Annotated in this window: 17 protein-coding genes; 9 read left to right on the top strand and 8 right to left on the bottom strand. The window is 66.5% G+C overall.

All coding sequences use genetic code 11. The features are described 5' to 3' along the window. Positions 1-2 precede the first annotated feature (2 nt). Complete coding sequence (gene cobN / locus AC5Y5Z_RS02320) at positions 3-3578, bottom strand: cobaltochelatase subunit CobN (RefSeq protein WP_499923135.1); 3576 nt, start codon at positions 3576-3578, stop codon at positions 3-5. A 111-nt stretch (positions 3579-3689) separates the two neighbouring features. Here cobN and AC5Y5Z_RS02315 point away from each other — a divergent pair, with 111 nt between their 5' ends. Both AC5Y5Z_RS02315 and AC5Y5Z_RS02310 read left to right on the top strand, forming a co-directional pair. After that, positions 3690-3986, top strand: a complete 297-nt coding sequence (locus AC5Y5Z_RS02315; RefSeq protein ID WP_463824383.1) for a CDGP domain-containing protein — start codon at positions 3690-3692, stop codon at positions 3984-3986. A 932-nt stretch (positions 3987-4918) separates the two neighbouring features. Next, positions 4919-5752: an SDR family oxidoreductase gene (locus tag AC5Y5Z_RS02310; protein WP_499923133.1), complete on the top strand. Its 834-nt coding sequence runs from the start codon at positions 4919-4921 to the stop codon at positions 5750-5752. Positions 5753-5785: 33 nt separating this feature from the next. On the opposite strand, the gene AC5Y5Z_RS02305 is transcribed toward AC5Y5Z_RS02310, so the two are convergent. Continuing rightward, on the bottom strand, positions 5786-7177 hold the full coding sequence (locus AC5Y5Z_RS02305) for an FAD-dependent oxidoreductase (RefSeq protein WP_499923131.1): 1392 nt from the start codon (positions 7175-7177) through the stop codon (positions 5786-5788). Between the two features lie 82 nt (positions 7178-7259). Beyond that, positions 7260-7934, bottom strand: coding sequence for an alpha/beta hydrolase (locus AC5Y5Z_RS02300; protein WP_499923130.1), 675 nt, complete (start codon positions 7932-7934; stop codon positions 7260-7262). Between the two features lie 71 nt (positions 7935-8005). On the opposite strand from AC5Y5Z_RS02300, the gene cobG reads away from it, so the two are divergent. The 3 genes from cobG to AC5Y5Z_RS02285 are packed head-to-tail and all read left to right on the top strand — an operon-like array spanning position 8006 to position 11202. Beyond that, a complete protein-coding gene (gene cobG / locus AC5Y5Z_RS02295; RefSeq protein WP_499923128.1) occupies positions 8006-9097 on the top strand; it encodes a precorrin-3B synthase in 1092 nt (363 codons plus the stop codon). 9 nt (positions 9098-9106) lie between these two features. After that, a complete protein-coding gene (locus AC5Y5Z_RS02290; protein WP_463824389.1) occupies positions 9107-9733 on the top strand; it encodes a precorrin-8X methylmutase in 627 nt (208 codons plus the stop codon). Further along, positions 9730-11202: a precorrin-2 C(20)-methyltransferase gene (locus AC5Y5Z_RS02285; RefSeq protein ID WP_463824390.1), complete on the top strand. Its 1473-nt coding sequence runs from the start codon at positions 9730-9732 to the stop codon at positions 11200-11202. The genes AC5Y5Z_RS02290 and AC5Y5Z_RS02285 overlap by 4 nt, the downstream gene beginning before the upstream one ends. Here the strand turns inward: AC5Y5Z_RS02285 and AC5Y5Z_RS02280 are convergent. Genes AC5Y5Z_RS02280 through AC5Y5Z_RS02265 form a run of 4 tightly spaced genes read right to left on the bottom strand, consistent with a single transcriptional unit; the run spans position 11199 to position 14600 of the window. Continuing rightward, entirely contained in the window at positions 11199-11936 is a 738-nt protein-coding gene (locus AC5Y5Z_RS02280) for a cobalt-precorrin-6A reductase (protein WP_499923127.1), read from the bottom strand. The genes AC5Y5Z_RS02285 and AC5Y5Z_RS02280 overlap by 4 nt on opposite strands. Then, entirely contained in the window at positions 11936-12685 is a 750-nt protein-coding gene (gene cobM, locus AC5Y5Z_RS02275) for a precorrin-4 C(11)-methyltransferase (protein ID WP_499923125.1), read from the bottom strand. The genes AC5Y5Z_RS02280 and cobM overlap by 1 nt, the downstream gene beginning before the upstream one ends. Beyond that, the gene (gene cbiE / locus AC5Y5Z_RS02270; RefSeq protein ID WP_499923124.1) at positions 12682-13854 is read right to left on the bottom strand and encodes a precorrin-6y C5,15-methyltransferase (decarboxylating) subunit CbiE; all 1173 of its coding nucleotides are present in this window, start codon (positions 13852-13854) and stop codon (positions 12682-12684) included. The genes cobM and cbiE overlap by 4 nt, the downstream gene beginning before the upstream one ends. Continuing rightward, a complete protein-coding gene (locus tag AC5Y5Z_RS02265) occupies positions 13851-14600 on the bottom strand; it encodes an SDR family NAD(P)-dependent oxidoreductase (RefSeq protein ID WP_499923122.1) in 750 nt (249 codons plus the stop codon). Before AC5Y5Z_RS02265 ends, cbiE begins: the two co-directional genes overlap by 4 nt. 35 nt (positions 14601-14635) lie before the next feature. Between AC5Y5Z_RS02265 and AC5Y5Z_RS02260 the strand changes: the two genes are divergently transcribed. Then, positions 14636-15046, top strand: a complete 411-nt coding sequence (locus AC5Y5Z_RS02260) for a F420-dependent biliverdin reductase (RefSeq protein ID WP_499923120.1) — start codon at positions 14636-14638, stop codon at positions 15044-15046. Between the two features lie 12 nt (positions 15047-15058). On the opposite strand, the gene AC5Y5Z_RS02255 is transcribed toward AC5Y5Z_RS02260, so the two are convergent. After that, entirely contained in the window at positions 15059-16513 is a 1455-nt protein-coding gene (locus AC5Y5Z_RS02255) for a phosphoinositide-specific phospholipase C-related protein (RefSeq protein WP_499923118.1), read from the bottom strand. 202 nt (positions 16514-16715) lie between these two features. Here AC5Y5Z_RS02255 and AC5Y5Z_RS02250 point away from each other — a divergent pair, with 202 nt between their 5' ends. The 3 genes from AC5Y5Z_RS02250 (at position 16716) to AC5Y5Z_RS02240 (ending at position 20420) form a co-directional block, all read left to right on the top strand. Beyond that, positions 16716-17030: a DUF2563 family protein gene (locus AC5Y5Z_RS02250; protein WP_499923117.1), complete on the top strand. Its 315-nt coding sequence runs from the start codon at positions 16716-16718 to the stop codon at positions 17028-17030. 11 nt (positions 17031-17041) lie between these two features. Further along, entirely contained in the window at positions 17042-19345 is a 2304-nt protein-coding gene (locus AC5Y5Z_RS02245) for a putative alpha/beta hydrolase (RefSeq protein WP_499923115.1), read from the top strand. 115 nt (positions 19346-19460) lie between these two features. Further along, entirely contained in the window at positions 19461-20420 is a 960-nt protein-coding gene (locus AC5Y5Z_RS02240) for a hypothetical protein (protein WP_463824399.1), read from the top strand. Positions 20421-21436 lie beyond the last annotated feature (1016 nt).

The raw sequence follows: 21436 nt of genomic DNA, 5'->3' as shown, positions 1-21436 counted from the left end.
GCCTAGCCCTCCAGGTCGCCCTCGGTTTCCAGCAGCGTCTGGCGCAACCCGTCGAGGGTGTCGGGCTGCGGCTCGGCCCACATCCCCCGGCCGGCGGCCTCCAACAACCGCTCGGCCATGCCGTGCAGCGCCCAGGGATTGGACTCGGTCATGAACTTGCGGTTCTCCGGGTCCATCACGTAGCGCTCGGTGAGTTGCTCGTACATCCAGTCCGCCATCACACCGGCGGTGGCGTCGTAGCCGAACAGATAATCGACGGTCGCGGCCATTTCGAAGGCGCCCTTGTAGCCGTGACGACGCATCGCGGCCATCCACCGCGGGTTGACCACCCGGGCTCGGAACACCCGGGTGGTCTCCTCGGACAGGGTGCGGGTACGGATGGCGTCGGGCCGGGTGTTGTCGCCGATGTAGGCGGCCGGCTCCTGTCCCGTGAGCGCGCGCACAGTGGCCACCATGCCGCCGTGATACTGGAAATAGTCGTCGGAGTCTGCGATGTCGTGTTCCCGGGTATCGGTGTTCTTGGCCGCCACCGCGATCCGCCGGTACTGACGGTTCATGTCGTCCACGGCTTCGCAGCCATCCAAGTTGCGCCCGTAGGCGAATCCGCCCCATGCGGTGTACACCTGAGCCAGGTCGGCGTCGTCCCGCCAGTTGCGGCTGTCGATCAGCTGCAGCAGTCCGGCGCCGTAGGTCCCCGGCTTGGACCCGAAAATCCTTGTGGTGGCGCGTCGCTGGTCGCCGTGCTGGGCGAAGTCGGCGTTGGCGTGTGCGCGCACAAAGTTGTCATCGTCGGATTCGTCGAGGTCGGCGACCAGGCGGACCGCGTCGTCGAGCATCGTCACGACATGCGGGAAGGCGTCGCGGAAGAATCCGCTGATCCGCACTGTCACGTCGATGCGGGGCCGGCCGAGTTCGGACACCTCGATGGCGGTCAGGTCCACGACGCGGCGCGACGCGTCGTCCCAGACCGGCCGCACACCCAGCAGCGCAAGCACTTCGGCGATGTCGTCGCCGGCGGTGCGCATCGCCGAGGTGCCCCACACCGACAACCCCACCGACTGCGGCCACACCCCATGGTCGGCGCGATACCGGGCCAGCAACGAATCCGCCAGTGCCACACCGGCTTCCCAGGCCAGCCGCGACGGCACCGCTTTGGGATCGACGGAGTAGAAGTTGCGTCCGGTGGGCAACACGTTGATCAGGCCGCGCAGCGGCGACCCCGATGGCCCGGCAGCGATGAACCGGCCGTCCAGCGCCCGCAGCACCTGCTCGATCTCGGTGGCGGTGCCGGCCAACCGCGGCACCACCTCGGTGGCGGCGAACCGCAACACCGCGGCAACGTCGGCGTTGTCGGTGATGCGCTCGACGACGGCGGGGTCCCAGTCGGCCTGCTGCAGCGCGGCGACCAGTTCGCGGGCCGCCGCCTCGGCCGCATCCACCGAGGTGCGTTCGTCGGTGCCGTCTTCGGACAGGCCGAGCGCCTGCCGCAGCCCCGGGAGCGCCTGTTGTCCGGCGAAGAGTTGACGGGCCCGCAGAATGGCCAGCACCAAGTCGAGTTCGCCTGCACCCGTTGGTTTCTGGCCGAGAATGTGCAGGCCGTCGCGGATCTGCACATCCTTGATCTCACACAGCCAGCCGTCGACGTGCAGCAGCATGTCGTCGAAGGTGTCCTCTTCGGGCCGTTCGGTCAGACCCAGATCATGGTCCATCTTGGCGGCCCGGATCAGGGTCCAGATCTGCTGGCGGATAGCCGGCAGCTTGCCGGGGTCCAGGGCGGCGACGTTGGCGTGTTCGTCGAGCAACTGCTCCAGCCGGGCGATGTCGCCGTAGGTTTCGGCGCGAGCCATCGGCGGGATGAGATGGTCGACGAGCACTGCGTGCGCGCGTCGCTTGGCCTGGGTGCCCTCGCCGGGGTCATTGACCAGGAACGGGTAGATCAGCGGCAGATTGCCCAGCGCGGCATCGGGTCCGCAGGCAGCCGACATGCCGAGTGTCTTGCCGGGCAGCCATTCCAGGTTGCCGTGCTTGCCCAGGTGTACGACGGCGTGCGCCCCGAAGCCGGAGTCCAGCCAGTGGTAGGCGGCCAGGTAGTGGTGGCTGGGCGGCAGGTCGGGATCGTGGTAGATCGCCACCGGTTTCTCGCCGAACCCGCGCGGCGGCTGGACCATCAACACCAGGTTGCCGGATTGGATTGCGGCGATGACGATTTCACCGTCACGATTGTTGCTGCGGTCGACGAACAGGTCGCCGGGTGGCGGACCCCAGTGCTGGACGACGGCGTCGGTCAGATCGGCGGGCAGGGTGGCGAACCAGGCGCGATAGTCCTTGGCGGACACCCGAATCGGGTTGCCTTCCAGCTGGCCCTGGGTGAGCCAGTCCGGGTCCTGGCCGCCGCGTTCGATCAGCGCGTGAATCAGCGCGTCGCCGTCGCCGGCTGCCACTCCAGGCAGTTCGCCCACCTGATAACCGGCCTCGTCCATGGCCCGCACCAGGGCCACCGCGCTGGCCGGAGTGTCCAGACCGACCGCGTTGCCGATGCGGGCGTGCTTGGTGGGATAGGCCGAGAACACCAGCGCCACCCGCTTATCGGCCGGCGCGACCCGGCGCAGGTGCGCGTGCCGGATCGCCAGACCCGCGACCCGTGCGCACCGTTCGCGGTCGGCGACATAGGAGATCAACCCGTCGTCGTCAATTTCCTTGAACGAGAACGGGACCGTGATGATGCGGCCGTCGAACTCGGGCACCGCGACCTGGGTGGCCACGTCCAGCGGGGACAGCCCGTCGTCGTTGGCGCACCACTGCGCGCGCGGACTGGTCAGACACAGCCCCTGCAGTATCGGAATATCAAGGGCGGCAAGGTGTTCCACATTCCAGCTGTCGTCGTCGCCGCCAGCGGACGCCGCGGCGGGCTTGGCCCCACCCGCGGCCAGCACGGTGACCACCATGGCGTCGGCGGTGCCGAGCGTGTCGAGCAACTCCGCCTCGGCGGTGCGCAACGAGGCGCAGTACACCGGCAGTGCCCGCCCACCGGCTTCTTCGATCGCCGCGCACAACGCCTCGACGTATGCGGTGTTGCCGGCCAGCTGCTGGGCACGGTAATAGAGCACCGCGATCGTCGGGCCGGTTACGGTGCCGGCGTCTTGACGCTGGAGCACTCCCCAGGTCGGGGTCTGCTCCGGTGGCGTGAACCCGAAGCCTGTCATCAACACGGTGTCGGACAGGAAGGCGTGCAGTTGGCGCAGGTTCTCGACGCCGCCGTGGGCCAGATAGATGTGGGTCTGCACCGCAATCCCCGCGGCGACCGTAGACAGTCCGGTCAACTCGGCATCGGCGGCCTGCTCACCGCTGACCAGCACCACCGGCACGCCGCTGGCCAGCACCGCGTCGATGCCGTCCTCCCAGGCGCGGTAGCCGCCGAGGATCCGCACCACCACAATCGAGGCGCCGGCGAGCAGGTCGGGCAGCTCCACGTCCGCCAGCCGCGCGGGGTTGGCCCACCGGTAGTTCTTTCCGGTGGAGCGGGCGCTGATCAGGTCGGTGTCGGACGTCGACAACAATAGGACGGTCGGTTCGGCCACTCCCCATTCGTACCGCAGGGTCGCAGTGCCGCCGAATCGCGGGTGACGAGCAGCGAACTTGGGTATTCCAATAGCCCCCAGCTAGACGGCGGCCATCGAGGAGAGATCACCATGAAGCATTCCCTCGTCGGAGCAGGATTCGCCGCGGTGCTGCTTGCCGGAGGCCTCATCGTTGCGTCGCCTCCGGCCAACGCGGGCTGCCAGTACGGCGGTCCGGGGATCATCAGCAGGTGCGACGGTCCCATTCAGCCGGACGGCACCTGGCAACGTTGCGTGGGTTTCATGTCCTACGTGCCCAACGGCGCCAGCTCCCACCTGGTGCCGGACAAACGCTGTGACGTGTTGGGTCCGGACCAGCGTCCGGGAGATCCCGCCTTGGCAGACCCGCCGTCGCACATCGACGACTGAGCCGGCGGTCGGGGCCGGAGGGTCTCACCGTAAAGCTTTGGCGCACAACCGGACATCGTTTCGAGGGTGTTCGGGTGAGAGCCGTCCGGCCAGCCTGGGCTGCCGGCGGTGCGGAACGCCGATGGGAGGCGCTGCCGCTGCTGCCTGTTGCCGACGCGGCACCGTTGTTGGGCTCGCTCGCGATGAGTTGCCGGTTCGCCGGGTCGGTCCGCGCCGGGTCCATATCGACACGGCGCGCCTGCGCGACCTGCTCGACCCTATGCCCCGCTGATCGTCGACGTCGGCACGTAAGCCGGGCCCCGGTTTCGATGCAAAAGCAGGACAGCGCGAACCCGTGGTCGGCCGCGAAGCCGACGAGCGCCGCCGCGTCCTGGTCGTCTGCGACGTGGACCACCGCGCACCGATTGCTCCGCGGTGAGCAGCCACGGTGTCTTCGCGCGTTCGAATTCGGGGTCCGACGGTAGCCACACCCGTCCCCGCACAGCTGATCGCAGCCCGCCGAGGTCGTCCGCGCGCGCTACCGGGCTGCTCGCCCACCAGGTGGCCGCGACTGTTGCCGCGGCGCCGCCGACGATCATCTATCGCCGGGTGAATCCGGGCCGACGGCTCGGGTTGTCGCCTTCCACGTCTGCCTTTCCCTCGCTCACCCGGTGATCTGAACCTCGAAGACCGGAATGAGACGGTCGGTGGCGCTGCCCCTTGCGTTCGACGCCGCCAGCCGCGTCGTCACCGGATGGCTCCGTCGTGGCTTCTTGCACGCATCCTCCTGATTGACGGCATCGATCGGTCAGGTGCAAACGGGTGCGCACCCGAACACCAGCCACCACCGGATCACCAATCCGGCACAACTGCTTACCGACAGCACATCACCACTTCCGATGTCGCATCAGGTCTTTCACCGAGGGATCGTCGCGAGGTCGTACCGTGTAGCAATGACTGCTCAGAATGTGGCCGAAAAAGTCGTAGCCATCACCGGCGGTGCCCGCGGAATCGGGCTGGCCATCGCCACGGCCCTGCACCGGCTGGGCGCCAAGGTGGCCATCGGGGACATCGACGAAACCGCCGTCAAGGCATCGGGTGAGCGTCTGGGGTTGGCGATTGCGCGCGCGCTGGACGTCACCGACCGTGCGTCGTTCATCGAGTTTCTCGATGCGGTGGAGAACGAGCTGGGACCGGTGGACGTCCTGGTCAACAACGCCGGGGTGATCGCGGTGGGCGACGCCGCCGACGAGGACGACGCCGTCACCCGACGACTGCTGGACGTCAATGTCTTCGGCGTGATGCTGGGCACCAAGCTGGCCACGCAGCGGATGCGGGGCCGCCGCCGCGGTCACGTGATCAACATCGCCTCCCTCGGTTCCATCCTGCCCACCGAGGGAATAGCCACCTATTGCGCCACCAAGCACGCCGTTCTGGGCTACACCGATTCGGTGCGACTGGAGAACCGCGGCAATGGTGTTCACTTCACCGCCATCATGCCGACCCTGACGAACACCGACATGGTCCTGGGCGTCGGCCACGCGAAGGGATTCAGCAACGCCGAGCCGGAGGACGTCGCGGCGGCAGTGGTTGACGTGCTGGGCAAGCCGCGGTCTCGGGTGATCGTGCCGTCCTCGCTGGGCACCACGGTCTCGCTGCAGCAGCGCTTCATGCCGCGTCAGTGGGCCGAAGCGTTGGGGCGTCTGCTGGGTACCGGACGGGTCTTCACCACCGACCTGCAACCGGACAAACGTGCCGGCTACGCGCAGCGGACCGGGACGTCCTGACCCCCGACCAGCCCGCAGACATCAGGTGGCGCGTCAGGCCGGTTGAATCGCCGCGTCGACAGGTTCGGGCAGCAGCTTCTGTTTCGTCGGCCGGCGGCGCTGGGCCCGCACGATACGGCGCATCATGGCCGGCCGCAGCAGCTGAAGCGGTGAGTCCAGCATCCCGGTGATCCGCATGAACTGCGCGGCGACCACAGCATCGGTCTCCATCGCAATCATCACCGGCTCGAAGCACGCGTTGCTGATCCGCATCGACAGCGGGCGCGGCCCGGGCACTTCGGGCAGCGCCAAGTCGGAGGCGACGGCAGTCTGCCAGGCCACCCGGACCGTCTTGGCCGACAGCCGGGTGAAGCGCCGCGTGAGCCCACAGTTGTTGCGGCGCAGGCAATCCCGCAATACCGTCGCCTCGATCGCTGCCACCGTCATGCCCTGACCGTAGATGGGGTTGAAACTGCATACCGCATCGCCGACGACCAGCAGGGCCTCGGGCAGCCGGCGCATCTTGTCGTAGCGCCGCCAGCGGTTGGACGGGACCCGGTGGTGCACCACACCGTCGAGCGGCTCCGCGGCGTGCAGCGCCTGGACCACTGTTGTCGGCGCCAATTCCGCTACGAGACGCAGTATCTCGGCGCGATCGCGCGGAGGTTCGACTCCCGTCATGGTGCCAGCGCCGATCATCCAGGTGTCGTCCTCGTACTTGACCAGACCGAACATCCGCGGTTGCCCCGGCTCGGGGAACCTCATGATCATGTTCGCAGTCAGCAATCCGGGCGGGATGCGCAGCCGCTGACCCGCGTAGGCCAGGTGCACTTTCACCTCGTCCTCGATGGGACGTCCGTAACCGAGTTGCTCGAGGAAGACCGGCGTTCGCGAGCCGCGGCCGGTGGCATCGACGACGAGGTCAGCGCTCAGCGTCGTCGCGCGATCGCTGGCGCGGTCCACGACGCGCACCCCGGTGATCCGGCGCCGGTCCGGCGTTGCGATCAGTCCGATGACGTCGTGGGCCTCTTGGAAGACGATGTTGCCGATGGCCCGGACCCGTTGTCGCACATGATGTTCCAGCACCGGCCGGCTCGGGGACAGAATGCGGGGTGCATCCGGTACGATGCCCGATCGGACCATTCGATGTCCGCCGAACGATGTGTCGAGGCGGGAGAAGTCGCCGTCGTCCCAGTAGCTGACGCCGGCGGCCACCAACTCGTCGGTGATTCCAGGGAACAGCTCGTCGAGGATCTGCGTGAGCCGGGCCAGGCAGGCGTGAATCTGTTTGCCCTGCGGGACACCTCGCCGGTTCTGCGGACCCGTCGGCAACACGTCGCGCTCGACAACCGTCACCCGGTCGTAGCAGTCGGCCAGTACCCGCGCCGCCAACAATCCACCCATGCTGGCGCCCAACACCACCGCATGACCACTCCGATGTGCCATCGCCTTCCCCTGACCCTCGAACGTTGCTGGACTGTTCGAAGTGTCCGCCGCGCCCGACGCGGGCCGTAGAGTAGCCGACTACCTATATTCGCAACGTCGCCGCGATGCGAGCCGCGACCTCCGCGGCCGTGGCTCGGGTCGCTGCGCCGTGTCCGGGCACGTAACGGTCGGCGGCGCGGTCGTATTCGGCTCCGGCGATCGAGCCGTGATCGGCGTCCATCTCCACCAGTTCTACTGGCCAGCCGATCTGCTGCAGCGCTGCGGCGAACTCGCGGCTCGCGGTCACCGGCACCGCGTCGTCCGACCGCCCGTGCAGCAACGTGAATGGCGCACCGACGTGGTCGGTCGGCAAGTCCTCGGTGGCCCGCCGGCCGGTGATCGGATCCCGGGCGATGAAAGCGCCTGCGAGACAAACCGTATGTGCGATAACGACTTCGTGGCGCTCCGCGTCGATCGTCAGACCGGCCGCGGCAGCGCCGCCCAGCGACCACCCGACGAGCACGATGCCGTTGGCGTCGTTGCCGTGATTGCGCGCGAAATCCAGTGATCCCAGCAGATCGGTGCGGCCGCCGTCCGCTGCGTGTGAGTTCCAGTCGGGCGCCACCACCGCGGCGTCATGGCCGGCGATCAGTTCCGCCAGCGGCCGGACCGCCACCCTGGCGTCGGTCTGCATGCCGTGCCACAGCAGGACGAGGGGTTGGTCTGGATCACCGAACACGTCGGCCAGCCGTCCGGGGGCGTATTCGACCGTTCGCACAGGAAGCGGGGTGCCCGCAAAGATCGACTCCAAACCACAGCGCAGTCCGGCTGGAGTCGTACCGTAGACGGGTGGCCAGGTCGCGCGACTTCGACGCCTGTCCCGGTGCGCTGCAGGTGCACCAGGCAGCCGACGGCGCGCTGGTGCGGGTGCGGTTGCCCGGCGGCATGATCACCGCCGATCAATTGACGACGCTGGCGGCCCTGTCGAGTGCACACGGTTCCGGAATGCTGGAGTTGACCGCGCGCGGCAATGTGCAGTTGCGTGCGATCGCCGACGTTGACGCGGTTGCCCGCGCCGTAGCCGATGTGGGGCTGTTGCCGTCGGAATCCCACGAGCGGGTCCGCAATATCGTGGCGTCGCCGTTGTCGGGACGGCTCGGTGGTGCTGCGGACGTGCGCCCGTGGGTGGCCGAACTGGACGCGGCGATCTGCGCTGAGCCGCGGCTCACCGGGCTGGGTGGGCGTTTCCTGTTCAGCCTCGACGATGGCCGCGGTGACGTGTCCGGGCTGCGTGCGGACGTCGGCGTGCATGTCACCCAGGACGGACCGGTGCTGCTCGTCGCCGGGCGCGACACCGGAATGTACGTCGACGATGTCACCGCGGCGCTGATCGAGGTGGCTTTGAGATTTGTGAAGATCCGCCAAAAATCTTGGCGTGTAACGGAACTCGATGACCTCACCGATCTGGTTCCGGGCGTCGTGCTGGGGGCGGGACACGCGCCGGTCACCAGACCACCGGTGGGTTGGCTACCCCAGGACGACGGCCGGGTCGCTCTCGGCGCCGGGGTGCCGCTCGGGACGCTGCCCGCCCGGGTGGCGGAGTTTCTCGGAGCGATCGAGGCGCCCCTGGTGATCACGCCGTGGCGGTCGGTGCTGGTGTGTGACCTCAGCGAAGATATGGCAGAGGTAGCCGTTCGCGTGCTGGCTCCGCTGGGCCTGGTGTTCGATGAGCACTCCCCGTGGCTGAATGTCAGCGCGTGCACCGGCAGCCCGGGCTGCGCGCACTCCTCTGTTGATGTTCGGGCCGACGCCGCGGGATCGCTGAACGAGGCGTGCACCGTGCACCGGCACTTCGTCGGATGCGAACGAGCCTGCGGCAGTCCGCCGGCTGGTGAGGTGCTGGTCGCCACCGGCACGGGCTACCGCGTCCTGAGGTCTTAAGGTGAGCGGGTGCTCGACTACATCCGCGACGGCGCGGAGATCTACCGGCAGTCGTTCGCGACCATCCGCGCCGAAGCCGACCTGACCCGTTTTCCCGCCGACGTCGAGCGGGTGGTGGTGCGGCTGATCCACACCTGCGGGCAGGTCGACGTCGCTGAGCACGTGGCGTTCACCGACGATGTCGTGGTGCGGGCCGGCGCCGCGCTGCGCGCCGGTGCTCCGGTGCTGTGCGATTCCTCGATGGTGGCCGCCGGCATCACCGGGGCGCGGCTGCCGGCGGGCAACGAGGTGGTTTCGCTGGTCGCCGACCCGCGCGCGAGCGGGCTGGCCGCGTCGGCACAGACCACGCGATCGGCGGCCGGGGTGCAGCTGTGGGCCGATCGGTTGCCCGGCGCGGTCGTCGCGATCGGCAACGCCCCCACGGCGCTGTTCCGGCTGCTCGAGCTGATCGACGACGGTGTCGCCGCTCCCGCCGCGGTGCTCGGCGGGCCGGTTGGCTTCGTCGGCTCCGCACAGTCCAAACAAGAGCTGATCGACAACCCGCGCGGCATGTCGTATCTGGTGGTGCGGGGGCGCCGCGGCGGCAGCGCCATGGCCGCTGCTGCGGTCAACGCGATCGCGACCGAACGCGAATGACCGGCCGGGGCACGCTGTGGGGTGTCGGGCTGGGTCCGGGCGATCCGGAACTGGTGACGGTCAAAGCGGCCCGGGTGATCGGCGCGGCCGACGTGGTCGCCTATCACAGCGCCCGGCACGGTCGCAGCATCGCGCGCGGCATCGCCGAGCCCTATCTGCGGCCGGGCCAGATCGAGGAACACCTGGTCTACCCGGTGACCGTCGAGACCACCGATCACCCGGGCGGTTATGCGGGCGCGCTGGAGGACTTCTACGTCGCGGCCACCGAGCGGATCGCCGCGCACCTGACCGCCGGCCGCAACGTCGCGCTGCTGGCCGAGGGCGACCCGCTGTTCTACAGCTCCTACATGCATCTGCACACCCGGCTGACCCAACGGTTCGACGCCGTGATCGTGCCGGGGGTGACGTCGGTGAGCGCCGCCTCCGCGGCGGTCGCGACGCCGCTGGTGGCCGGGGACGAAGTGCTCTCGATCCTGCCGGGCACGTTGCCGGTTGGCGAGCTGACCCGCCGTCTCGCCGATGCCGACGCTGCGGTGATTCTGAAGCTCGGACGTTCGTATCACAATGTGCGCGAAGCACTTTCGGCCTCCGGTCAGCTCGGCGACACGTTCTATGTGGAGCGAGCCAGCACCGCGGGGCAACGCGTGCTGCCCGCCGCTGAGGTCGACGAGACCAGCGTGCCGTACTTCTCGCTGGCCATGCTGCCGGGCGGCCGACGGCGTAGCAGCCCCGTCGGCTCCGTAGCGGTGGTGGGCCTGGGACCCGGTGACACCGACTGGATGACGCCGCAGAGCCGCCGCGAATTGGCCGCGGCGAGCGACGTGATCGGCTACCGCACCTATCTGGATCGGGTGCCGGTCCGCGACGGGCAGCGCCACCACTCCAGCGACAACACCGACGAACCCGCGCGCGCCCGGCTGGCCTGCTCGCTGGCGGAGCAGGGTCACGCGGTGGCGGTGGTGTCCTCCGGCGATCCGGGTGTGTTCGCGATGGCCACCGCGGTGCTGGAAGAGGCCGAGAACTGGCCGGGGGTGCACGTCCGGGTGATTCCGGCGATGACGGCCGCGCAGGCGGTCGCGAGCCGGGTGGGTGCTCCGCTGGGTCACGACTATGCCGTGATCTCGTTGTCAGACCGGCTCAAACCGTGGGAGGTGATCGCCGCGCGGTTGCGCGCGGCGGCCGCCGCCGACCTGGTGCTGGCGATCTACAATCCAGCCTCGAAATCGCGGACCTGGCAGGTCGGTGCGATGCGGGACCTGTTGCTCGAACATCGGCAACCGTGCACGCCGGTGGTGATCGGCCGCAACGTGGCTGGGGCCGATGAGCAGGTGCGCGTGGTGCGGCTGGCCGACCTCGACCCCGCCGATGTCGACATGCGCTGCCTGCTGATCATCGGGTCGTCGCAAACACGTTGGCAATCAACCGATTACGGTGACCGAGTTTTCACGCTGCGACGGTACCCGGGTTAGCCGGCGCCGAGAGCCGAGGCCAGGTCGGTCACCCAGCGTGCGGCCGCAGCGACGGTCGCGACCGTCGTCACCCCGTCGGGCAACGGCGGCCGGGCCACCATCACCACCGGAATATCAAGTGCGGCAGCGGCATCGACTTTGCCGCGGGTCATCTCGCCGCCACTGTTCTTGGTCACCAGCGCATCGATGCGGTGGCGGGTCATCAACTCGAGTTCGTCGTCGCGATGATACGGGCCGCGGGACAGCAGCAGCTGATGGTGACGCGGCAGCGCGTCCGGCGCGGTGACCACGCGGATCAGGAACCACGCGTCGCTGTTGACGAAGGCGTTGATGGCCGACCGGCCGCTGGTCAGGAAGATCCGCGAATACCGTTGTCGAGCAACCTCTTCAGCTGCTTCGGCATCGGATTTGACGACGGTGGCTGCACCGGTGTCCCACGGCGGGCGGGCCAGCACCAGCAGGGGGACGCCCAGATCGTCGCACACGGCGGCGGCGTGCGCGGTCATGGTGGCTGCGAACGGATGAGTCGCATCCACGACGGCGTCGATGCGCTGCTCGCGCAACCACGCGCGCAGCCCGTCCGTGCCGCCGAATCCACCGATGCGCACCGGGCCCACGGGCAGGGCGGGATCGGGCACCCGTCCGGCCAGTGAGCTGATGGTGTCGACCTGCGGGTGCAGCGTTTTCGCCAATGCCCGCCCTTCGGCGGTGCCGCCGAGTAACAACACCCGCATCAATGGGTCTCGCGCCGGGCTAGGGAGTACAGGTAGCTGTCGGTGAACCCTTCGGCCGCCAGGACGTCGCCGACGACGATGACAGCCGTCTTGGTGATGCCGACCTGATGCATCTGCCCGGCGATGCCGGCGAGGGTGCCGCGCAACACGGTCTGCTTCGGCCAGCTGGCGAAAGCCACCACCGCTACCGGTGTTTGAGGTCGATATCCGCCGTCGAGCAGCTGGGGAACGATGACGTCGATCTGCGCGGCGGCCAGGTGCAGCACCAGGGTGGCACCGGATCGGGCCAGGCCGGCCAGGTCTTCCCCGGGTGGCATGGCGGTGGAAAGGGTGGACACCCGGGTCAGTATCACGGTCTGGGCGACGCCGGGGACGGTGAACTCGCGTTTGAGCACGGCGGCGGCAGCGGCGAAAGCTGGTACTCCTGGCACGATTTCGTAATCGATGCCCAGCGCGTCGAGACGGCGGCACTGCTCGGCCAGCGCGCTGTACAGCGACGGGTCACCGGAGTGCAGCCGGGCCACATCGTGACCCGCGGCATCGGCCCCGGCGAGTTCGCCGATGATCTGATCGAGCGTCAGCGGGCCGGTATCGATGACGTTGGCACCCGCAGGACAGTGTGCCAGTAGGTCTTTGGGCATGATCGATCCGGCATAGAGGCACACCGGGCAGCGCTGCAGGAGCCGTTGGCCACGGACCGTGATCAGGTCGGCGGCGCCCGGGCCGGCGCCGATGAAATACACCGTCATCGTTTGACCACCGACCACTGGGTGACCGGATACTGCGGGCGCCAGCCGGTGAAACCGCCCAGCGGTTCGCCGTGGTAGTGCTGGAAGCGGCGCAGTTCCCCGCCGCGCTGCGAACGTGCCTGCGCCAGCGCGGATTCGGACTCGACCGTGACGGCGTTGGCGACCAGACGTCCACCTACCGGCAGGTGGTCCAGGCAGCTGTTCAGCAGCCCGGGCCGGGTCACCCCGCCGCCGACGAAGATCGCCGACGGTTCGGGGGCGCCGCCGAAAGCGGCTGGCGCTTCACCTCGTACCTCGACCTGCACGCCGTGGGCCGCGACGTTGGCTTCGATGTTGCGGCAGCGCTGCTGGTCGAGTTCGAAGGCTACCGCGGTGCATCCCGGCCCACTGCGGCACCACTCGACGGCGATGCTCCCCGATCCCGCCCCGACGTCCCACAGGCGCTGTCCCGGGCCCGGGGCCAGCGCAGCCAGGGTCACCGCCCGGATTCCGTGCTTGGTGATCTGGCCGTCATGGGTGAAGGCGTCATCGGCCAGCAGTGCGGTCCGTTCGTCGGGCAGATAGCGGATGGCTATCACGTTGAGATCGTCGACGTCGGGGGGTGCGTTGCGGGCCCAGTCCCGGGCGGTGCCGTCGTGGCGGTGTTCGTGCGGTGCGCCGAGTTGTTGCAGCACAGTGAATTGCGAGTCGCCGCGCCCGTGCACGTCGAGCAGCATCGCCAGCGCGTGGGGAGTGTCGCGGTTGCTGGACAGCACGATCGCCTGTCCCCCGCGCCGCACCGCGGTGTGGGCCTTCGCGGTGACCAGACTGATCACTTCCGTCTCGTGCACGTTCCAACCCATCCGCGCACACGCCAGGGTCACCGACGACACATGCGGCAGCACGCGGACTGCGCCGGTGCCGAACACGCGGACCAGGGTGCCGCCGATGCCGTGCAGCAGCGGATCGCCGCTGGCCACAACGTGAATGTCTGGTCCGGTCACGGGCAGACTCCGCAGCGCGGGCAGCATCGGGGACGGCCACTCGCGGCGCGCCGCGGCAATGGTGTCGTCGAGCAGATCGAGCTGCCGCTTCGATCCGTAAATAACTGTGGCCCTTGTCAATTCAGCTTTAGCGGCTGCCGAGAGGCCGGACATGCCGTCGGCGCCGATGCCGACCACCGTGATCATCGGGGCATCCGTCGCCACACGGACTGCGGAAGCAGCTTCATCACAAAGAACATCGGACGCAACGCCCACGGGATCCAGACGCTGCGGCGACCTTTGGCCAGGGCCTTCGCCGTGGCGGCGGCAACCTGTTCGGGGGTGCTGGACAGCGGCGCCGGCGTCATCCCCCGCGTCATCCGCCCGATGACGAAGCCCGGCCGCGCGATCAACAACCGCACCCCGGTGCCGTGCAGGGCGTCGGCCAAGCCGTTGGCGAAGCCGTCCAGGCCGGCCTTGGCCGACCCGTACACGTAATTGGCGCGCCGCACCCGCACCCCGGCCACCGAGGAGAACACCACCAGCTCCCCGCGCTGGGCGCGACGCATCGCCACCGCCAGATGGGTGAGCAGACTGAGCTGGGCGACGTAATCGGTGTGCGCGATCGCGACCGCATGCGCCGCGTCGATTTCGGCGCGGGACTGGTCCCCGAGGATGCCGAAGGCCAGCACCGCGGTGCCAATGGGGCCGTGTTCGGTGACGATCGAGTCGACGAGCGGGCCATGTGCGGTCAGGTCGTCGGCGTCGAACTCTGTGGTGTGCACGGCGGTGGCGCCGGCGTCGCGCAGCGCGGCGACCTGCTCAGCGAGCCGGTCAGCGTGGCGAGCGGCCAGCACTACGGGCTTGCCGGAGGCCAACAGCCGCGCGAGTTCAGCGCCGATCTCGCTGCGACCGCCGAAAATTACTATCGGCCCAACGCCCGTGTCGTCCACGGCTGTGATTATGGCCTGCGCTAGCGTGAAGGGCGATGGCCAAGACCACGACCCGCCTCACCGATGATGCGCTGGCGTTTCTCACCGAACGTCATCTGGCCATGCTGACCACCCTGCGAGCGGACAACTCCCCGCATGTGGTCGCGGTGGGCTTCACGTTCGACCCCAAGACCCACATCGCGCGGGTCATCACCACCGGCGGCTCGCAGAAGGCCGTCAACGCTGAGCGCGGCGGCGTAGCCGTGCTCAGCCAGGTCGACGGGGCCCGGTGGCTGTCCTTGGAGGGCCGGTCCGTCGTGAATAAGGACGTCGACGCCATTCGCGACGCCGAGTTGCGCTACGCGCAGCGTTATCGCACCCCGCGGGCCAATCCGCGACGGGTCGTCATCGAGGTTCAGGTGGAGCGAGTGCTCGGCTCCTCAGAATTGCTGGACCGAAGCGAATAGCCTTCGCGAGTCTCAGAAGCTGTAGTTCACCCACGCTCCACCGCCGGGTCCGGCTAGGGCATGCAGCCGGGAGTTCTGCACTCCGGTTCGCGGGAGCGCAAACGTCGAACTCATCCCGGAGCAGGCTGCCGCGGCACCGGTGAATGGCACTGCCGCCGTCACCGACCAACTGCCCGCTGCGGATCGACATGCCGCGGGATGCGGGTCCGTACAGGGTGCTGCAACCCAGCGCCCGTCAGCTCTTTGCAGCGTGCACTGGCCGGCACCGACACGCGGCTCTTCGTGGGCCCAGCTCCAAAGCGTCGCCTGGATGCGTCCGTCCTCGGGCAACAGCTGGTCGAAACCGAATAGGTTGACACCGCAATTGGTCATCGACTGCGCCTTCAGCGGGGTGATCGTCTCCGGATTATTAGGCGGTGTGGTCGGGTTGACCAGCGCCGAGATGAAGGTCGAGTCCTCGTAGTAGCGCACGATGTTGCTCGCATAGACCGACGGCCCATAGGTGCCATCGCACGCCGGGTAGGGCTGGTAGAGAGAGGTCTTGCCGCTCTCGACCTCTTCGCCTTGCCAGTTGAAGACAACGGTGCCCAGCGCCGGCGCGCAGACCCCGCCGCTGACCAGCACCACCTGCGCACCCGCGGCGCGCACATCGTTGCGCGAGATCGAGCGGGGAAGCAGCGCGCAGCCGGTGGGACCGATGTCGGCGGGGTTCGGCGGATAGATGAGGCTTGTTCCGTTGGGACGGCGCAACTCTCGGTCCAGGGTGTCGAAGGCCGACGCGTACGCCGTCGGGTCCTGCAACTGGTCCTCGACGATGATCAGGACGACCTCGTTCGGGTGGGCATTGAGCCAGGCCGTGATGCTCGGCAACACCTGGGTCAGCAACGGTTCGGTGGTGCAACCCAGGTTTGCTTGACTTGCCGGACGACCGTGGCAGACGGCCACGCCACGACCGCCGAGTTGATTGATCTGGGGGATGTAGTGCAGGTCCAATTCGATTGCCCGGACGTCGATGTCGAGCTGTTGGGGCATCGACAGCTGCTGATTGGAGTCGGCGTGCGACGGGGTGAACTGATCTGCGAGGCTGTTGAAGGAATTGTGGGTGCCGATCCACTGAGCGCTACCGAACGGGACCGAGTCACCCAACGCATACTGAAACTGCGCGGTGCGATGGACCCAGGACTGCAGGTAGGCGAGCGTTGCGGCTTGAGTCACCTTGTGGGCGAGCGGAACTCGGCACAAATTGTCGGACACCCCGATGCGACGGCATTCGGCGGCAACGGCGTCAGCGAACTTTCCGGTTCCCACGCACGGAAACGCAACCGGGCTGATGGCGTTGCACGGTGCAGTCGGTGACGGCGGATTAGGGACGTCGTTGACGTCAGCTGTCACCGCGGGAGTGCTTGCCCACGTCAACACCAACGCACTCAACACGACCGCACATTTCAGCCACGAGGCGCTGGGCATGCGCGCAACCTTTGCACGGTGGCGTTGGAGGGGACGAGAAATGTTGTCGAGTCGTGTGAGTGTTGCAACCGCCTCGTGACGAGGCAGCGACCCGAGGTGAATTGCGAGCCGGTCGGCCCGACATTAACGTCGCGAGCATCTGAGGCGGATCTGTTGTCGCCGTGGCGATATCGAACTACTGACCGGACCGAGAGGAGGAACTGTGTTCGTCGACAACGGGTTACTGCACTCCGGGGGCGACCACTCTCAACATGCCGGTCAGCATGCACACCGCGCCGGAAACCACCTGGCGCAGGGATCGCTGACGGCACTGATGTTCGGTGATTTTGCCGCTGCGGATGCATTTCATCACGCCGCGTCCTCGGCGCAGGATCGTCATGGCCGAATGCTGTTGAACCATCGGGAGACTCTGGCATCAGTCGGCACCAATGCACGAGTCGCCGCGACCCGGTTCGCCGAGATGGATAGCGACAATGCCAGCCGGATCAGGGCAGTGCGGTGCACTTACGATACCTAGACGTTCAAGGATTGATTGCCAGAGCCGATGGTGATCCCTGGGCGGTCGATCAAACCCTGCAGCGCGGTAGTCCGGCACAGATTTCGGATCTGGCTAAGGCATTTCACGAGGCGGGCCAATCGACTAAAGAGGCGGACGCCGCATTCGAAGAAGCGCGGCGACGTTTTGAAGAGGCCTGGAACCGCAAGAACGGTGAGCACCCGATCAACGACGCGGACGAGGTCCGGCGTGTCACCAAGTCACTCAAGTTGCAGGCGTCGCAGCTACCCAAGATTGCCGTCGACCTCGAGCAGCTGGCGGCCGTTCTAGCTCAAGCGCAGCGTGCATCCGCCGCGCGGATCGCCGCACTGGAGCAGCAGTTGGAAAGAATTGACCCCAAGTTTGGTGAAACACTCAATCATGCGTTGACCGGCCGCTGGCCCCCGTGGGATTTGCGGCTGCCTACTGACGCCATCAACGACCTCATAGGGCAAGCCGTCTGCGGCATCAACAACGCGCTGCGTGAAATTAACTTCATCCGGGATCGGTACTCAGATGTGTTGCGACACTTAACCCACAAGATGCGGTCCGAAGATGGCTACGATGCGGCACCCGTAGCGGCATGGGATGGGCACGACATCGAGACGCCCGAGCAGGCTGAGCGCGACGTTCACGCCGCCCTGGCCGGTGACCTCCAGGCCGCGACGCGGATTAACGACATCCTGGACTCGATCACAGAAGAACAACGGGCCGGCAAGGCGCCGCTCACGCCCGAGCAGGCGTCTGTGCTCAGTCAATTGCAGGCTCAGCAGAATGGGATGACGATCGAGGCATTTCACGCTGCCTTCTGCCACCTCGGTGACCAGGGCAAACTGATTGCCAACTCCTGGCAACTCATGAGCACGCCTGGGTTGAAGTTTCCGCGAACCGAACTAAAACCTGGCGCGGTGCAGGGTACCGAAATAGTCGAAGGCAATACGCACCTCTTGCCGACCGCTCTGTTACCGTCTGACGTTCTGCTTCGCGGCCGATGGAACCCTTTCGTGCTGGAGCGGATAACCAAGATAGCCAGCGCGGGAGACCCCAAGTTACGGGCGAACACGGGCTTTGACGCAATCATGCTGCAGCACGCCGCGTCGGTGATGAGAGACGGCTTAGACAAATATGAAGACGTCGTCGTCACCAAAATCCTTGCCTTGGTCGCGCCGGATCATCAAATAGTGCACAACATGGTGGTTAGCCCTGAGGGCAACGTGTTTCTCGACAACCTCACCAGCCACCCCTGGCTGGACCGCGGCAAAAGTGCTGCATCTCTGTTCGAATGGGTGCAAGGCGCCGCACAGGGACCAGAAGCCCGACTTGCGGGCGAGACGGCGCGGGCGTACGGCGTGTATATCGGGACCCACTCAACGGACTTGCTCCACCTTGCCGGTGGGCACACTGTCGGCGAGATCAATCCGGACTTGGTGCAGAGCATGGCGCACGGGCTGGCACCATACGTGAACAATATCGCCGGAATTCCGGGCAGTTTGGTCGAATTCGGCAATTCTGTCGATGCGATCGGTGACATCGAGAACGGACGGATGCCGATCGCCAAAGGAATCTTCTCCGTGTTGAGCACCGACCAAACAGCATCCAACTATTTCAACGGCGCCGCCGAACAGCACGCACTGCTGGCCGAAGCTGCCTACGCCAGAGATCTCGTCAGCCATGCACCGAATATGAACAGCTACAACACTCAATTGGGATCGGCGATGGCGTTGCGCGGACTGGTGGATACCGGCATTCACAACGCGGTTCAGGCCCAAGTAGTCAATCATCAAATCGCGGAGGACGCCGCCCAGCGGACCGAGTATAACTTTAGAAAGACCGCGTACGAAGCCGGACTCAAAGTTGCGAGTACCGCAGTGGGTTTGACGCCCGCCGGAACGATTGGTGGTGCTGCGGTAAACATCCTGGGCGGGATAGTCGAAGGTGATGTGTTGGGTGAGGCACCCCAGCCATCGAGTTCATATAATCCGTCGGTGCCGTTGATGTCCATTGGGAGGGCTGACCGAGAAATTCTCAACGCTCTCATCGCTTCTGGACAACACGTCCCCGTTCCAGACGCATACCTGGTGAACGGACATATCGGCACACCGGACGAATTAGCCGGCGTGATAGGCGGTTTGAGCGCCGACGAGTACGACCACGTGCTCAATCAGGCATTGGTGAACTTGTTCGGCCAGAGCTTCGGTCACGACCCGGCGGCGCCCGCGCCCGTCGTACCTGACCAGCACATGATGAACCGCTACAACGCCGTCGTCGCCGAACCGACCCCGCTAGCTCCACGCTGAGCTGACTAACTCGACGTGCTGTCAGGCGATACCATCACCCGATCTCCGGGAGCCGGTCGCCTGGCCGGCTCGCTGGACCGGTCGCGCAGGGACGCGTCATGAATGGGAGGACGTGATGAGCGGGGACGACCAGCTGCGGATCATCCTCGAGCAGCTTTCCCAGCTGCTGGGGATACCGGCTCCGCCCATGATCACGCCTGACCAGTTGGCGAGTGGGAGCTCGAAAATCAGCCAGTTGCTACGCGCATTGGGTGCAGCGGCCAACGCCGGTGATGCCGAAGACAATGGTGAAGCTCTGGCCGGCCACGCCGAGCGCGAGGCAAAGACATCTGAAGCACTGGCCAAGTTCCCAGCCAATGAAGAACAGGCGGCTGCGCAGCTGGCCGGCGTCGGCGGTCAGGGCGAGATGTCGCAGATGTTGCAGCAGATGCCGCAGATGGCATCCGGTATCGCCGGCGGTATAGCAGGCGCGCTGGGAGGGTTGCTGCAACCGTTCAGCCAGATTCCCTCCCAGCTCGCCCAGGCTGGCCAGCAGGCCATGCAAGCCGGAATGGGGATGATGCAGCAGCAAGGTTCGCACCTGGGCGAGACCGAGCCCGCCGACATGCTGGACGCCGACGGTGAATTCGGCGGTGGCAGTGGTGGATCCGCCGGGGCCGGTGGTGGCGCCAGCGGAGGTGGCGGCGCAGGTCTTGAGGGAACCACGCCGACGGCAATGCTCGGCCCACCGCCAACACCGTCGGCCGGTACCGTGCCGGCGTCCTCCCACGCCGCGTCGCCGGTGGCGACGCCCCCGGCCGAACCTGCGGCAAGTCCGCGTGGGGGGATGGGCGCGATGCCGATGATGCCGCCGGGCGCCATGCAGGGCGCCGCCAACAGCGGCAGTGACGCCAAGCCCGATACCAAACGCATCGTTGGGCCGACGGTGAAAAACGGGGCGCCCGTGCAGGGACGCATCACCGCGCCGCCACCGAGACCGGCGGTCGTCAAGCATGTCGAAGGCAAGCCGGTGCCGACTCGACGCATCCTGCTGCCCGACGACAAGCGCAACGACGGCGCCGATTCCGGCCGCTGAGATTCTTCAGCAAATGCTGCGGGTTCGTTGATTCGGTATTCACAGGCTGATTTACCTGGGAGGGCAAAGTCTGACTGGCGGAATTTCTGATGGACGATACGATCCACGCGTGTCGAATGTGCCTCCTCCGCAGCCAGTGCCACCGCCGTGGCCCGTGGTCGCCTCTCCACTTCGTCCGCCGTCGCGGTGGCCCGCGTTGGTGTCACTCGTGATCGCACTGGTTGCGATCGGGGTCGCTATTGCAGCCTGGTTGCGTCCTATTCCTGCTCCGTATAAGCCGCCTCCGGCGCCGACGTATTCGAGTCAGCAGGTGGCGGATGCGAAGGGGAAGGTATGCGCTGCGTATGCGAGAGTAAGCAGCGCCGTGACCGCAACGAGTTCTCGCGATAGAGGTGCTGACTACGCAACGCAACTTGCGTCGGCTGTGAATGCACGTCAAGCGCTCGTGGCAGGGAGCAATTACTTGCTTTCGACTCTTAGCGACGAACCAGCAACTCCTACGGATCTCGCACTAGATATTCGTACTCTTGCGCATTCCTACCAGTTACTCACAATAAAGCTACTCGCAGATGAGTCTGACGCTGAAATTACTGGATCAGTAAGGTCCGGTGACGAAGCAGCATCGGCACTCCAAGCTCGGTGCCGGTCATAGCTTCTGTGGTAAACAATTATGACTGACTTACCTCCGGGAGATTGGTCTTCCATTCTTGTTGGCGACCAGTGGCCCGACAGTAGCGACATGCTGGCTTTACAACAAAGCAAAGCTAATCGCGCTACTTTGACAGGCAGGTTCGTAGAATTCGAAGACGCGCTGCACAAAGCTCAAAACGATTTACTAGGATCCCAGCAGGGTCTTACCATTGATGATCTTCGTATCGCTTTCCGGCACGGTCAAGATCAAGCTCACCGAATTGCCGAAAAGAACCGCACTAAAGAAGCTGCTTATTCCACTGCTCTAGACAGTGTCATCAGTTTGCGCCAAGAGCTGACGCAGTTGGCCAGCGAAGGTAACGACA

The organism is Mycobacterium sp. NGS29, from assembly GCF_059812965.1.
The sequence above is the reverse complement of the archived record's forward strand: the minus strand, read 5'-3'. Positions and strand labels throughout refer to the sequence as shown.